Raw genomic sequence first — 15,621 nt, forward strand, 5'->3', positions numbered from 1 at the left:
CGGGGCGTCATGGCACAAATTGCGGTCAGGCCATGATGCCCGCTGCCGGATCAGCGTCCGCGATTCCCGTTCGCAAGATTATCGGCATTTTACCGTAATCACCGAATAATCTGCGGATTATTTCCAAAATCGTCAAATGTTACGAAACACATTCGGCTGCCCCCTTGATACCGTTTCCTCCAGAAAAGAACAGAAATGTGGCGAGGAAAACAAATAAAAACAGGGGGTTTTTATGTTGTCATCTCACAAGGGCCGCCTTCTCATGCTGTTGCAGGCCGGCAGTGCATTATCCTGCATGGTCGCCATGGCTGGCGGCGTTGCACAGGCCCAGGAACAGGATCAGGGCGAAATCGTCGTTACCGCGCTCAAGCGCAACACCCGCGTTCAGGACACGCCGATCGCCATTACTGCAGTCACCGGCGCAAGCCTGGAAGCGGCGGGCACCAGCAGCTTCACCGAACTGACCCGCGATACGCCCAGCCTGCGCATCGTCGATGGCGGCCCCGGCAATCGGCGCGTCATCCTGCGCGGCGTGACCGCTGCCGGCGAACCGACGGTCGGCGTCTATTATGACGAAGCGCCGGTATCCGGCTCGGTCGGCACCACCAGCGATGCTGCCGGCGCCACGCCCGATTTCCGCATCTTCGACGTGGAGCGCGCCGAAGTGCTGCGCGGCCCTCAGGGCACGCTCTACGGCTCCGGTTCGATGGGCGGCACGCTGCGCATCATCTTCAACAAGCCCAAGACCGACAAGATCGAGGCGGCCTTTGCCAGCACCATGTCGGCGGTCGAGGGCGGATCGATGGGCGCCTCCTTCGACGGGATGCTGAACGTCCCGCTGATCGAGGACAAGCTGGCCATCCGCATCGTCGGCAACGCCACCCAGGTCGCGGGCTATGTCGACAACAGCTATTATGGCTACAAGAATATCAACGATCCCTACACCTATGGCGGCCGCATCATGCTGCGCTTCACGCCGACCGAGGCGCTGACGCTGGACTTGAGCGCCAATTACGAGAAGGCGGCCGGTGAATCGCCGCGCTGGTATGCCGAAACCGGCAAGCGCTGGACCACCGACGCGCGATCGGAATCGGGCAATTACGACACCAACCGCATCTACAATGCGACGCTCAACTATGATTTCGGCCCGGTCGTGCTGACCGCCATCACCACGTACACCGACCGCGACCGCATCGTCGTCGGCGATGTCAGCGATACGTTCAACGGCCGCGACACCGCCGCCCGCTGCCAGACCTATCGCGGCAATGGCGCGGCCTGCTCCGCCGACGTGCTGGCCGATTATCTGTCCGACACCCGCGCCCTGCTGTCGTCCAGCCTGTACCAGCCGCAATCGGTCAAGAACTGGCTCAACGAAATCCGCCTGAGTTCGACCGGGGATGGCCCGCTCAACTGGACCGTCGGCCTGTTCAGCGAGGACCGCAAGACGGTGGTGCGCTCGACCCTGCTCAAGGCCGATCCGGACACTGGCTTCCTCTACGATCCGGACGATATCGCCAATCTCGCCTATGATCGCACCATCAACGACAAGCTGAAGCAGAAGGCGGTCTTCGCCGAAATTTCCTACAAGCTGTTCGACAAGCTGACGCTGACCGCAGGCGCGCGCTATTATGATTATAAGAAGACGGTCGGCGGCCGGATCGACATGGGCCAGGAACATTATGCCTCGGTCGTGACGCCCTATACCGAAGCCAAGTCGTCCGAGGACGGCGTGCTTACCAAGTTCAACATCTCCTATCAGGCGACCCCCGATGTGATGATCTATGCCCAGGCGGCGCAGGGCTTCCGGCCGGGCGGCGTCAACCAGGTGATCGGCCTGTCGGCGGCGCTGGCCGCCTACACATCGGACAGCCTGTGGAACTATGAACTGGGCTTCAAGAGCAAGATCCTGCCGCGCACCTATCTCAACATGGCGACCTACCAGATCGACTGGAGCAACATGCAGGTGTCGGCCCGCACGGCGGGCACCGGCTCGGTCTTCGGCCTCATCTCCAACGTCGGCGCGGCCCGCATTCGCGGCGTCGAGGCGGAATTCTCCACCGAGATCGCCGGCATCAGCTTCAGCGCCAATGGTTCCTACACCGATGCCAAGTTGACCGAGGACCAGGTCAGCACCATCGTCGTGGCATCGGGCCGCAAGGGCGACCGGATCGCCAATGTGCCGAAATGGAATTTCGGCGGATCGGCCGAATATAAGCATATGCTGACCGATGCGATGGACGCCGTCATCCGCACCGACGTCGCCTATAATGGCAGCTCCTACAGCACGATCAGCCCGACCGACACCTATCGGCGCCGGCTGGACGATTATACGCTGACCAACCTGCGCCTGGGCGTGCAGGCCAGCGACAATAATTGGGGCGCCCATTTCTTCGTGAACAATCTTTTCAATGAACTGGCGGTGGTCAGCTCCAGTTCCAGCAGCAACACCGGCGGCAAGACGGTGGTGTTTACCGCGCCGCCGCGCACCTACGGCATCAACCTCACCAAGAAGTTCTGATCGCCTGGCACGGGGGCGGCCTGTCGGTCGCCTACCTTTTTGGGGGCCTTATGGCGGCCCCATGATCGATACAGGGGGATGATATGTTCAAGCGACACATGTGTTTCGCCGGTCTTTCACTGCTCGCGCTGGTTGCCGGAGGGGCGATCGCCCAGCCCGCCAAGACGCCGGTGGAAGCGGTCAAGCCCCGCGCCGGCGCCAATCCCGCACCGGCGCGCGCTGCCGGCGAAGGCGCCGGTCCGTTCCGCAAGATGGTGATCCGCGGCGTCACCCTGATCGACGGCAGCGGTGCGCCGCCGCGCGGCCCGGTCGACATCGTCATCGAAAATGACGTCATCGCCGACATCTTGCCGGCCGGAACGCCCGGTCTGCCATTCAAGCAGGGACGCGCACCGACCGACGCCGATTATGAACTGGACGCGACCGGCATGTTCGTGACGCCCGGCTTCATCGATATGCATGTCCATGGCTCGACCGACGATAAGGCGCCGGACCTGTCCTATTCCTACAAGCTGTGGCTCGCCCATGGCGTCACCACGGTGCGCGGTGTCGACCTCGCGCCGATGGAAGTGTCGCTGAGCGAACGCGCGCGCTCCGCCCGTAACGAGATCGTCGCGCCGCGGATCTTCGCCTATCAGCGGCCGGGGCAAGGCAAGGGCTGGACCGGCGGCCGCCCCAATACGCCCGAAAAGGCCCGCGCCTGGGTGCAATGGGCGGCCAAGCAGGGGATCGACGGCATCAAGCTGCTGGACGACCCGGACCAGCCGCCCGAAGTGATGGCCGCCATCATGGATGAGGCGAAGAAGCTGAAACTGGGCACCACGGCGCATCTGTCCCAGATCGGCGTGGGGCGCATGAATGCCGAACAAGCCGGCGATGCGGGCCTTGGCACCGTCACCCATTTCTACGGCCATTTCGAATCCCTGCTGAAAAATGGCCCGGTCCAGAACTGGCCGGTCGACTATAATTATGCCGACGAGCAGGATCGGTTCGGCAATGTCGCCAATCTGGCGGAAGAAAGCGTCGAGCCGGGATCGGACCGCTGGTGGGCCTATCTGGAGCATCAGAAGGCCAATCATGTCACCTTCGATCCTACCATGACCATCTATGCTGCCGGCCGCGATCTGATGCTGGCGCGCAATGCCGACTGGCACGACAAATATACCATGCCGCAGCTGTGGAATTTCTACATGTCCTCGCGCGAGAACCACGGCTCCTATTTCTATGACTGGACCACCGCGATCGAGGTGAAGTGGCGGAATTTCTACCACAAATATATGCGCCTGATTAACGACTACAAGACTATCGGCGGGCGCGTGACCACTGGGTCGGACTCCGGCTTCATCTTCAAGCCCTATGGCTTTGGCTATGTCCAGGAACTGGAGCTGCTGCAGGAAGCGGGCTTCAATCCGTCACAGGTGATCCAGTCGGCGACGCTGAACGGCGCGCTGACGCTCTATGATCCCAGGGGCGAAGTGCCACCGATCGGTACGGTCCGCGTCGGCAAGCTGGCGGACCTCGTCATCCTCAAGGAAAATCCGCTGCAGAATTTCAAGACGCTCTACGGCACCGGCACGCTGCGCCTCAACGAACAGACCCAGCGGCTCGAACGAGTGGGCGGCGTCAGCTACACCGTCAAGGACGGCATCGTCTATGACGCGAAGAAATTGCTGGCGGATGTCGCGGACATGGTCGTTGCGGAAAAGCGGCGCATGGGCATGCCGGAACAGGGGCTGCCCCATCCCTGACGGGGCGGGGCATCATAATTCAACAGGGACGGGAAAAGAATGAAGAACAAGATGCTGATCCGGTCGGGCCTTGCGGCGCTCGCCCTCATGACGGTCGCCAGCGCCTCCCAGGCGCATGATCCGGATGAATGGTATGTCGGCGGCGCTGCCGGCATCGTCAACGGCAAGAAGCCGACCTTCGTGCCCGCGCCGGCGCGCGGCAGCGCTGACAATGTCGGCCCCTTCCGCAAGCTGGTGATCCGTGGCGCGACCCTGATCGACGGCACCGGCGCACCGCCGCGCGGCCCTTATGACATCGTGGTGGAAGGGAACAAGATCACCGCCATCACCCAGGCCGGCTGGCCCGGCCTGCCGCAGGCGAAGGGGCGTGCGCCGACCGACGCCGATTATGAGATCGACGCGACCGGCATGTATGTGATGCCCGGCTTCAACGACATGCATGTCCACACCGCCGCCAGCGACAAGGCGCCGGACATGAGCTATGCCTACAAGCTGTGGCTGGCCCATGGCGTGACCACGGTGCGCGGCGTGCCGCTCGCCGATCCGGTCGTGGCGAGTTCGGAAAAGAACCGCTCCGCCGCCAACGAGATCGCGGCACCGCGCATCTTCAACTACCAGACGCTGGGTGCCGGCTGGGACGGCGGGCCGATCGACAGCCCGGACAAGGCGCGCGCCTGGGTCAAATGGGCTGCCGCGCACAATATCGACGGCATCAAATTCTTCAACCGGCCCGAGGAAACGCCGCAGATCATCGCCGCCGCCATTGACGAGGCGCACAAGAACAAGATGGGCACCACGGCCCATCTGTCACAGACCGGCGTCGCCAATTTCAACGCCTATGACGCGGCCGAGGCGGGACTGGATACCGTCACCCATTATTATGGCCATTTCGAATCCCTGCTGAAGGACGGGACGATCCAGCGCTTTCCGTCCGACTATGACTATAATAACGAACAGCATCGCTTCGGCGAGGTGGCGGAAATCTGGAACCAGACGGTCGAGCCGGAATCCGAACGCTGGTGGGATTATCTGAAGCATCAGAAGGAGAAGCATGTCACCTTCGACCCGACGATGAACATCTATGCCGCGTCCCGCGACCTGATGCGGGCGCGCAATGCCGACTGGCAGAACCTGTACACCACGCCGCAGCTTTGGGCCTATTTCCAGTCGACCCGCGACAATCACGGTTCCTATTTCTACGACTGGGGCACCGAGAACGAGTTTGCGTGGAAGAAATTCTACAACAACTATTTCAAGCTGGTGAACGACTATAAGAATATCGGCGGCCGGGTGACGGTCGGCACTGATTCCGGCTTCATCTACAAAGTCTATGGCTTCGCCTATATCGAGGAGCTGGAACTGCTGCGCGAAGCCGGCTTCTCGCCGCTGGAGATCATGCGCTCGGCCACCATGTGGGGTTCGCAGACCCTCTATGAGCCCAAGGGCATGGCGCCGCCGACTGGCGTGCTGCGCGTCGGCATGCTGGCCGACATGGTCATCACCAGGGAAAACCCGCTGGCCAATCTCAAGACGCTCTATGGCACCGGTCATTCGCGCCTGAACCCGGAAACCAACAAGCAGGAAATGGTCGGCGGCGTCAGCTACACGGTCAAGGACGGCATCGTCTATGATGCCAAGAAGCTGCTGGCCGAAGTGGCCGAGATGGTGAAGGCGGAAAAGGCGCGCACCGGCCAGGCTGGCGCCGGCCCGGCCAATCCCAACGCCATGTAATGGATCGAAAGCGGCGCCCTGGGAAAGGGCGCCGCTTTCATGTCATAGCGGCAGCGCCGTCGTCGACTTGACCTCTTCCAGCACCGCATAGGTCCGCGTCTCGCGCACACCCGGCATGTCGACCAGTTCCTCGGCCAGGAATTTCCGATAGGCGGCCATGTCCTTCATCCGCACCTTGATCAGATAGTCGAAGCCGCCGGCCACCATATGGCACTCCAATATGTCCCGCTGCCGCCGTGTCGCTTCGGCAAACTGGCGGAAGATGTCCCCGGTCGTGCGGTTGAGCAGCACTTCGATGAAGATCAGCAGCGGCCGCTGGTTGAGGTGCGGGTCGAGCAGCGCGACATAGGAAGAGATATAGCCATTGTCGCGCAGCTTGCGCGTCCGGTCGAAACAGGCCGATGGCGAGAGATTGCAATGCTTGGCCAGATCCTGGTTGGTTATGCGACCATCGGTCTGAAGCTTGTTCAATATCTTCCGGTCAGTTTCGTCCAGGTTCATCGAAACCCCCAAAACGCTAGCAGTTGGCCAAACCTCAACGATATCTGTGCAAGTCGCGGAAAATGCTGGGCTGCGATCCCATGGGCTCATGTCGGGGATAACGTATCGCTATGGGAAACCCTCAGCGGCATCGCACGTCCCTCGCGGGATTTGCGCCCAACTTGCCAGCGAGGCAGGAGTGTACTAAATGGTACACAATGTCGCAGCCGTCAGGGCTGGGCGACTCGATCGGCCTGTGGACCCGTGGGCACCGCTCTCCGACGACCATAAGAGATGAAGGAGGTGCCGCGTGTTAGGCACGAAAATGCACGGCCAGCCGCTCGTTCGCGGTTGGCTGCTTCTGTTGGGGGCGGTGATCCTTGCCGCTGGCCTCTTTTTCGCCATCGGCGGCGGCAAGCTCGTCAGCTTGGGCGGCAGTCCCTATTTCCTGATCGCCGGCATCGCGCTGGTCTTTGCGGGCGGCCTCATCGCCCTGCGCAAGACCAGCGGCGGCCTGCTGTTCGGCGCCACCTTCCTGGTGACGGTCCTCTGGGCGCTGTGGGAAGTCGGCTTCAGCTTCTGGCCGCTCATTTCCCGCCTGTTGGCGATGGGTGTCGGCGCGACCGTCGTTGCGCTCTCCTATCCGCTGCTGCGGCGCGGCGACGGTTCGGCGCCTGCCTGGCGGCCTGCATTGCTGATGGCAACGCTGGTCGGCCTGGGTTCGGCGGCCGGTGCGGCCGGCATGTTCATGGTCCATCCGACCGTGCCCTTTGCCGGGCAGGTGGCTTCGCTGGTGCCGGTCGATCCGGCGCGCGAGCAGAAGGACTGGACCGCCTATGGCAATACGCCAGGTGGCAGCCGCTTCGTCGCGCTCGACCAGATCACCCGCGACAATGTGAACAAGCTCAAGGTCGCCTGGACCTATCGCACTGGCGACGTCGCGCAGAGCGACGGCAATGGCGCCGAGGACCAGAATACCCCGCTGCAGGTCGGCGATACATTGTTCATCTGCACCCCGCACAACAATGTCATCGCTCTCGACGCCGATACCGGGCGCGAGAAGTGGAAGACGCTGATCCATGCCAAGGCATCGGTCTGGATGCGCTGCCGGGGCCTTGCCTATTTCGACGCCCATGCGCCGATCCAGCAGCCCAGCCTGCCCGGCGCGACGCCGGTGACCGCCGTGACGGTGCCGACGGGCGCCGCCTGCCAGCGCCGCATCCTGATGAACACGATCAATGCCGAACTGATCGCGCTGGATGCCGACACCGGCAAGTTCTGCGCCGATTTCGGCACCAACGGTCGGGTCGACTTGAAGGCCGGCCTCGGCGATGCGCCCGATCCCCAATATCAGCTGACCTCCGCGCCGACGCTGGCCGGCACGACGGTCGTGGTCGGCGGCCGTGTCGCCGACAATGTGCAGGTCGACATGCCGGGCGGCGTGATGCGCGGCTTCGATGTCATTACGGGCAAGCTGCGCTGGGCCTTCGATCCGGGCAACCCGGCCATCACCGGCGCGCCCGCGGCGGGCAAGAGCTATGCCCGATCGACCCCCAATGTCTGGGCCGCCATGTCCTATGATCCCGCGTCCAACACCGTGTTCATGCCGGTCGGCAGCGCCTCGGTCGATCTCTATGGCGTCACCCGCAGCGCCCTCGATCATAAATATGGCGCGTCGATGCTGGCGCTCGACGCCACCACCGGCCGTGAGAAATGGCATTTCCAGACGGTCCATAACGACCTGTGGGACTTCGACCTGCCGATGCAGCCGAGCTTCGTAGACTTTCCCGTCGATGCCGCCCGCAAGGTGCCTGCGCTCGTCTTCGGCACCAAGGCGGGGCAGGTCTATGTGCTCGATCGCGCCACCGGCAAGCCACTCACCGACGTGAAGGAAGTGCCGGTCAAGCCGGCAAATATTCCGGGCGAGCCTTATTCGCCGACCCAGCCCAAGTCGCTCGGCATGCCGCAGATCGGCGTCGGTCCGCTGACCGAGGCGGACATGTGGGGCGCCACTCCGTTCGACCAGCTGCTCTGCCGCATCGCCTTCAAGGGCATGCGCTATGAAGGGCTCTACACCGCGCCGGGCACCGACAAGTCGCTGAGCTTCCCCGGATCGCTGGGCGGCATGAACTGGGGCGGCATCTCGACCGACCCGACCAGCGGCACCATCTTCGTCAACGACATGCGCCTTGGCCTGTGGGTGCAGATGTTCCCGCAGACCGCAGCGCAGAAGGGCCAGTCGGGCAGCGCGGGCGAGGCGGTCAATACCGGCATGGGCAGCGTCCCGCTGAAGGGCACGCCCTATTCGGTGGTGAAGGACCGCTTCCTGTCGGCGCTGGGCATTCCCTGTCAGGCGCCGCCCTATGGCACGCTGACCGCGATCGACCTCAAGAGCCGGGCCATCAAGTGGCAGGTGCCGGTGGGCACGGTGCGCGACACCGGGCCGATGGGTATCCGCATGGGCCTGCCGATCCCGATCGGCATGCCGACGCTGGGCGGCACGCTGGCGACGCAGGGCGGCCTGATCTTCATCGCCGGCACGCAGGATTTCTATCTGCGCGCCTTCAACGCGGCGACCGGTGCGGAAGTGTGGAAGGCCCGCCTGCCGGTCGGCAGCCAGGGCGGCCCGATGAGCTACAAGTCGCCCAAGAGCGGCAAGCAATATGTGGTCGTGACGGCGGGCGGTGCGCGCCAGTCGCCCGACCGGGGCGATTATGTGATCGCCTACACGCTGCGCTGAACCATGGGCGGGGCGGCCCGGCGCCGCTCCGCCTGTCTGTCGTCTTTTATCATGTCACCGCGCGCAGATGTGCCGCGCGGAAGGGAGGGGCTTTGGCCCAACATCTTCACCTCCATGCCCGCCTGCCCCTGGCGGCATTGCTGACCCTGCTGCCGGTTGCGGGCGCCCATGCGCAGGAGGTCGCGCCGGAAAAGCCGGTGACGGCCCCGCGCGAAACGCTGACCGGCGACTGGGGCGGGCTGCGTACGCGGCTGAAGCAGGCGGGCGTCACCGTGCGCGCGGACTATGTCGGCGAAGCCTTTGCCGCGGTCGATGGCGGCCAGCGGCGGGGCAGCGCCTATACCCAGCAATTGCGCGCCAGCCTCGATTTCGACATGGACCGGATCGTCGGCCTGTCCGGCGGCATCGTGCATGTGACCATCAACGACCGGCGCGGCGTCGGCCTTTCCTCCGACATCGTCGGCAATCGCCTGCCGATCCAGGAGGCGGCCGGCGGCAATTATACCCGTCTGTCGGAACTCAGCTACGAACAGAATATCGACAATGGCCGGCTCAACCTGCGGCTGGGCTATTTTGCCATGGGCAATGATCTGGGCGGGATGATCCTGGGCTGCAATTTCGTCAATGCGGCCTTCTGTGCCCATCCGCTGTCGGAATCGGGCAATAGCGGCTGGTATAATTATCCCAATGCCCGCTGGGGCGCGGCGGTGCGTTATCGCATCCGGCCGGATCTGGCGCTGCGCGCCGGCGTCTATCAAGTCAATCCCCGCCTCAACGATCCCGACAATGCGTTCCGCCCCTTTGCCGGCGGCACGACCGGCGTATTGCTGCCGCTGGAGCTGGAATATGACCCCGGCCTCGCGCCGGGCAGTCATGTGCTGCCGGGCCATTACAAGATCGGCGCCTATTATGACACGTCACGCGCCGCCCGGCGCGGCGAGCAGGGCATGCTGCGGGGCCGCTATGGCGTCTATGCGCTGGCCGACCAGATGATCCTGCGCGAAAGAACGGGCAATCGCGGCCTTTCCATCTTCGCCCAGTTCACCGCCAATCCGGAGGCGTCGGCCCAGATCACCCACTGGTATGCCGCCGGGCTGGTCAAGACCGGCACCTTTGCCGGCCGGGACGCCGACAGCATCTCGATCGGCATCGTCCATGCACAGGTCAATCCACGCCTGCGCCGCGCAGCCGCCGATGCGCAGGATATTCCCGGCGGCTACGCCGCGCTGCCGGTGGGCGAGACCGCGATCGAGATGAGCTATGGCATCCAGTTGCGGCGCTGGCTCAGCATCCGGCCGGACGTCCAATATATTCTTGATCCCGGTGCCTTTTCCTACCGCCGCACCAATGATGCGCTGGCGCTGGGCGGCCAGGTCAAGATGCAGTTCTGATCCGGCCCATGGTCTCGGCCCAGTCTTCAGGCGTCTGCCCGGCAATAGCGCAGCACATTGTCGATCACCTGCGCGCGGCGCCGCTTGGCCGCCGCTTCGCTGGTCATGTCGACGCCGAAGATCGCGTGGAAACTGTGGCGGTTGGACACGAAGTAGAAGGCGAGGGCGCTGATCGTCATGTGCAGGTCGACGGCGTCCAGCCCGGCGCGGAAGCTGCCATCGGCAATGCCGCGATCGATCAGCGCCTGGGTCTTGGGCAGGACGATCTCATTATGCCCTTCCGAAATCTCGCCGACATGCGGGCCGCCCCGGATATTCTCGTCCATCACCAGCCGCACCAGTTCGGGATGGTTGAAATGATAGTCGAAGGTGAGGGCGGTCAGCCGCTCCAGCGCGGCAAGCGGTGGCAGGTCGCCCAGTTCGGCCTCAAGCTCGGCCGATCTGATGCCGCGATAGGCTTCGGTCAGGACCGCGCGATAGAGTCCGTCCTTGCTGCCGAAATGATAATAGATCATCCGCTTGGACGTCGCGGTCGCGGCCGCGATCTCGTCCACCCGCGCGCCGGCATAGCCTTTTTCCGCGAAATGCCGGGTGGCGATCTCGATGATGTCGCGCCGGTTGCGTTCGGTGAAATTCTGCTTGTCCACGCCTCGCTTTGCGACGCCGGGCGGCCTATTGCAATGCACAACCGGCGCGCCGGATCGCGATCCGCCGGTCTGTCGATCGAGGAGGAATGCGCTTGATCCCCGACAAGAAGACCCAGATCGTCATCGTCGGGGGCGGCGCCGCCGGCCTCGAACTCGCGCGCAAGCTCGGCGCCCGCTATGGCCGCAAGCGGCATGACATCATCTTGATCGATCGCAACCGCACCCATATCTGGAAACCGCTGCTGCACGAGGTCGCGACCGGATCGCTCGACGCCAGCCTGGACGAGGTCGGCTATCGCAGCCACTGCCACCGCTGGGGCTATCGCTATCTCTATGGCACGTTGCAGGGCATCGATCGAACTGCACGGCGGGTCCATGTCGCGCCGGTGTTCGATCCCAAGGGGCGCGAGGTGGTGAGCGCCCATTCGGTGCGTTATGATTATCTGGTGCTGGCCTATGGATCGGTCACCAATGATTTCGGGACGCCGGGCGTTGCCGACAATTGCCTGTTCCTCGACAGCCGGGCCCAGGCCGACAGCTTTCGCGACCAGTTGCTCGACCATTGCCTGCGCGTGTCGCGCGCCATGTCGGCCGATCCCGCGTCGGATGCGCGGGTGCGGATCGCGATCGTCGGCGGTGGCGCCACCGGGGTCGAACTGGCCGCCGAACTCTATAATGCCGCCGATGCGCTAGGCTATTATGGGCTGGAGGTGTTTGATCGCCAGCGGCTCGACGTCACCCTGCTGGAGGCGGGACCACGCATCCTGCCGGCCTTGCCCGACCGACTGGCCGACGCCGCGCGCGAGGAACTGGAGGTGCTGGGTGTCAAGGTGCGCGCTGGCGTCGCCGTCACCGCCTCCACGCCTGAGGGGATGGAGACGAAGGATGGCGGTTTCGTCCCCGCCGATCTTCAGGTCTGGGCCGCCGGGGTCAAGGCGGCGGCGATCCGCGATGGCCTGGATGGGCTGGAACTGTCCCGCGCCGGCCAAGTGATCGTGCGCCCGACGCTACAGAGCCTGGCCGACGACCGCGTCTTCGCGATGGGCGATTGCGCCTCCTACACGCCACAGGGCGCTGATCGGCCGATCCCGCCGCGCGCGCAGGCCGCGCATCAGATGGCCGACACGGTGTTCGCCAATCTCGGCCGACTGATGGCCGATCGCCCGCTCAAGACCTTTGTCTACAAGGATCATGGCTCGCTGGTGTCGCTCAGCCGCTATTCGACGGTCGGATCGCTGATGGGCAAGCTGGTCGGCGGGCGCATGGCGGTGGAAGGGCGGCTGGCCCGCTTCGTCTATATGTCGCTCTATCGCATGCATCTGCTCGCCGTTCACGGCAACATACGCGGCCCCGCGCTGATCCTGGTCAGCCATATCAACCGCTTCGTGCGCCCCCGCCTCAAGCTGCATTGAGGCGTCGGGCGGCTGCGGCGGCAAGCGACAGGGCATCGCCACAGAATTGCTGCGATCAAGTTGAGAAGGGCGGCGTCTGCGGCCTGGTCTCTCGCCTGAATGCGCCCCTAAGGGCCATTTTCGATGTCTTGGAAATGGTAGCGGAGGAGGGACTTGAACCCCCGACACGCGGATTATGATTCCGCTGCTCTAACCAGCTGAGCTACTCCGCCCCATGGGCCTCGCAGGGGGTGTTTCCCTGCGGTGAGGCGGCGCTATACGCAGGGGATGGACGGTGGTCAACGGGGCGATTGCAAAAATCTGCATTCTTTTTTGAACGCCCTGCCAGAGCCCCCGTCGCGCGCCCATCTGCGCGCGTAGAAACGATCGGCGCGACCTATTTCCGCAATCCTGGCATCGCCGAAGGAACGCTTTTTCCGCTCCGCCATTTTTGTCTTGCAATCGCAACGATGCGGCGCACTATTGTTGCAATGCACAACCGGCCGAGGGCCGAGGGAGGAACGACAACTTGCCCTTCCATGAAATGTTTGAGCCTGATGGTTCGCTGCGCCCCTGTTACGACGAAGTGCAGAAATGGGTGGAGCGGACAGGCATAGCCGGGCTCAATCGTCGCATGGATGAGGCGGAAGCGATCTTCCGGCGCATCGGCATCACCTTCGCCGTCTATGGCGAGGGTGGCGACCCGGAACGGTTGATCCCCTTCGACCTGCTGCCCCGTATCTTCACCGCGAACGAATGGCGCATCCTCGACAAGGGTATCCGCCAGCGGGCCCGCGCCCTCAACGCCTTCCTGCACGACGTCTATCATCGCGGCGAGATCGTGAAGGCGGGCATCATGCCGGCCGACATCATCTATCGCAACAGCGCCTATCTGGCCGAAATGGCGGACTTCACCCCGCCGGGGAAGGTCTATAGCCATATCGTCGGCATCGATATCGTGCGCACCGGGCCGGGCAGTTTCGAGGTACTGGAGGATAATTGCCGCACCCCCTCGGGCGTGTCCTACATGCTCGAAAATCGAGAGATCATGACGCGCATGTTCCCCGAGTTGTTCGCGCAGGGCATGGTCGCGCCGGTCGACGATTATCCCGCCGAACTGCTCAAGAGCCTGAAGGAAGTCGCGCCGCCCGCCTGCAAGGGCGATCCGGTGGTGGTGGTGCTGACGCCCGGCTCGCTCAACAGCGCCTATTATGAGCATAGCTTCCTCGCCGACCTGATGGGTGTGGAACTGGTCGAGCCTGCTGATCTGTTCGTCGACAATGACCGGGTCTGGATGAAGACGACGCTCGGCCCCAAGGCGGTCGATGTCATCTATCGCCGCATCGACGACGAATATATCGATCCGCTGGTCTTTCGCCCCGACAGCCTGCTCGGCGTCCCCGGTATCTTCAGCGTCTATCGCAATGGCGGCGTGACGCTGGCGTCTGCGCCCGGATCGGGCATCGCCGACGACAAGGCGGTCTATATCTATGTGCCCGAGATGATCCGCTTCTATCTGGGCGAGGAGCCGATCCTCGACAATATCCAGACCTGGCAATGCTCCAAGCCCGACGAAATGGCCTATGTGCTGGAGCATCTGCACGAACTGGTGGCCAAGGAAGTCCATGGCTCGGGTGGCTATGGCATGTTGATCGGACCCAAGGCGAGCAAGGCGGAGGTCGAGGCCTATGCCGAGCGGATCAAGGCCAATCCCGGCGAGTTCATCGCCCAGCCGACGCTGGACCTGTCGACCGTGCCGACGCTCGGTCCGGCCAGCGTGGTCGGCCGCCATGCCGATTTCCGCCCCTATTGCCTGGTCGGCAAGCAGTTGCGGCTGGTCCCCGGTGGCCTGACCCGCGTGGCGCTGACCGAAGGGTCGCTGGTGGTCAATTCCAGCCAGGGCGGCGGGGTCAAGGATACCTGGGTGTTGCAGGATTGATGGGCGCAGCCGCTTCTCTCCTTTCGATTACCCCTGATGATGCAGGGCCGGGCGCAACGACGTCGGCCCCCACGGTGAAAAGAGCCAAGACATGCTGAGCCGGACCGCCGAAAATCTCTTCTGGATGGCGCGCTATATGGAGCGCGCCGAAGCCACCGCCCGATTGCTGTCGATGGGGCAGCGCATGGCGATCCTGCCGGGCGCGCATCATCGCGACGAATGGCGGTCGGTCGTGCGCGCGACCGGCGCCGGGCATCAGTTTCCCGATGGCGTCCCGGTGACGGAAAGCGATGTCGTGTCCTTCCTGATGCTGGACGCCGACAATCCCAGCTCGATCCGTTCCTGCCTGCTCAAGGCCCGCGCCAATGCCAAATCGGCGCGCACCATGCTGACCCAGGACATGTGGGAGGCGCTCAACGACGGCTGGCGCAAGCTCGACAGCTATGACGTGGCCGAGGCCAAGGCGCAGCTGCCCGCGCTGATCGACTGGGTGAAGACCCGTGTCATGACCTTCCGCGGCGCGGCCCATTCGGGCCAGCTGCGCAATGAAGGCCATGACTTCCTGCGCTGCGGCTCCGCGCTCGAACGGGCGCAGATGACGCTGCGGCTGCTCGATGTGAAATATTATGTGCTGCTGCCCGAGACCGAGGTGATCGGCGGCAATCGCGATCATTATCAATGGACGTCGGTGCTCTATGCCCTGTCGGGCGCGCGCGCCTATCATCATGTCTATGGCGGCACCTATACGCCCTGGCAGATCACCGACTTCCTGATGCTCAACCGGCTGTTTCCGCGCAGCGTCGCCTATTGCTGCGATCAGCTCGCCTATCGGCTCAACCGGCTGGCTGGCTGGCACAATGCGCGCGGCACCTGTCATGACACGGTGAAGCAGTTGGTGAGTGAATTGGAGGAACTGGACGCCGGCGAGATTTTCCGCCGCGGCCTGCATGAAACGGTGCAGTACAGCCTGATGATGAGCAACCGGCTCGGCGTCGAAATCGCCGAAACCTATCATTTCGGCTGAAGGGGGAGGGGA

At 63.7% G+C, this 15,621-nt stretch carries 10 protein-coding genes and 1 tRNA gene; 8 read left to right on the plus strand and 3 right to left on the minus strand.

Annotated elements, in window-relative coordinates; genetic code table 11:
• Positions 1–262 precede the first annotated feature (262 nt).
• The 3 genes from BRX37_RS11750 to BRX37_RS11760 all read left to right on the plus strand — a co-directional run bounded on the left by BRX37_RS11750 (position 263) and on the right by BRX37_RS11760 (position 5,997).
• Positions 263–2,518, plus strand: a complete 2,256-nt coding sequence (locus BRX37_RS11750; RefSeq protein WP_318276673.1) for a TonB-dependent receptor — start codon at positions 263–265, stop codon at positions 2,516–2,518.
• A gap of 98 nt (positions 2,519–2,616) precedes the next feature.
• Positions 2,617–4,266 carry an amidohydrolase family protein gene (locus BRX37_RS11755; protein ID WP_125987220.1) on the plus strand — a complete coding sequence of 550 codons (1,650 nt, stop codon included), beginning with the start codon at positions 2,617–2,619 and terminating at the stop codon, positions 4,264–4,266.
• A 39-nt stretch (positions 4,267–4,305) separates the two neighbouring features.
• Positions 4,306–5,997 (plus strand): amidohydrolase family protein, encoded by a 1,692-nt coding sequence (locus BRX37_RS11760; RefSeq protein WP_125987133.1) that lies wholly within the window; start codon positions 4,306–4,308, stop codon positions 5,995–5,997.
• 42 nt (positions 5,998–6,039) lie between these two features.
• Here BRX37_RS11760 and BRX37_RS11765 read toward each other — a convergent pair whose 3' ends face one another.
• Positions 6,040–6,498: an Lrp/AsnC ligand binding domain-containing protein gene (locus BRX37_RS11765; protein WP_010336120.1), complete on the minus strand. Its 459-nt coding sequence runs from the start codon at positions 6,496–6,498 to the stop codon at positions 6,040–6,042.
• 304 nt (positions 6,499–6,802) lie between these two features.
• Between BRX37_RS11765 and BRX37_RS11770 the strand changes: the two genes are divergently transcribed.
• A complete protein-coding gene (locus BRX37_RS11770; protein WP_125987222.1) occupies positions 6,803–9,217 on the plus strand; it encodes a membrane-bound PQQ-dependent dehydrogenase, glucose/quinate/shikimate family in 2,415 nt (804 codons plus the stop codon).
• A 92-nt stretch (positions 9,218–9,309) separates the two neighbouring features.
• Positions 9,310–10,608, plus strand: coding sequence for a carbohydrate porin (locus tag BRX37_RS11775; RefSeq protein WP_125987134.1), 1,299 nt, complete (start codon positions 9,310–9,312; stop codon positions 10,606–10,608).
• 26 nt (positions 10,609–10,634) lie between these two features.
• On the opposite strand, the gene BRX37_RS11780 is transcribed toward BRX37_RS11775, so the two are convergent.
• Positions 10,635–11,255, minus strand: a complete 621-nt coding sequence (locus BRX37_RS11780; RefSeq protein WP_125987136.1) for a TetR/AcrR family transcriptional regulator — start codon at positions 11,253–11,255, stop codon at positions 10,635–10,637.
• Positions 11,256–11,341: 86 nt separating this feature from the next.
• Here BRX37_RS11780 and BRX37_RS11785 point away from each other — a divergent pair, with 86 nt between their 5' ends.
• Entirely contained in the window at positions 11,342–12,667 is a 1,326-nt protein-coding gene (locus BRX37_RS11785) for an NAD(P)/FAD-dependent oxidoreductase (RefSeq protein ID WP_125987139.1), read from the plus strand.
• A 135-nt stretch (positions 12,668–12,802) separates the two neighbouring features.
• Here the strand turns inward: BRX37_RS11785 and BRX37_RS11790 are convergent.
• Positions 12,803–12,879: transfer RNA gene (locus BRX37_RS11790), tRNA-Met, on the minus strand.
• Between the two features lie 296 nt (positions 12,880–13,175).
• Here BRX37_RS11790 and BRX37_RS11795 point away from each other — a divergent pair.
• On the plus strand, positions 13,176–14,585 hold the full coding sequence (locus tag BRX37_RS11795) for a circularly permuted type 2 ATP-grasp protein (RefSeq protein WP_004212139.1): 1,410 nt from the start codon (positions 13,176–13,178) through the stop codon (positions 14,583–14,585).
• A gap of 91 nt (positions 14,586–14,676) precedes the next feature.
• The gene (locus BRX37_RS11800) at positions 14,677–15,609 is read left to right on the plus strand and encodes an alpha-E domain-containing protein (protein ID WP_004212140.1); all 933 of its coding nucleotides are present in this window, start codon (positions 14,677–14,679) and stop codon (positions 15,607–15,609) included.
• The last annotated feature ends 12 nt before the right edge of the window (positions 15,610–15,621 follow it).

It is taken from the genome of Sphingomonas sp. S-NIH.Pt3_0716 (genome assembly GCF_003950715.1).
Taxonomy (GTDB): Bacteria; Pseudomonadota; Alphaproteobacteria; order Sphingomonadales; family Sphingomonadaceae; genus Sphingobium; species Sphingobium yanoikuyae_A.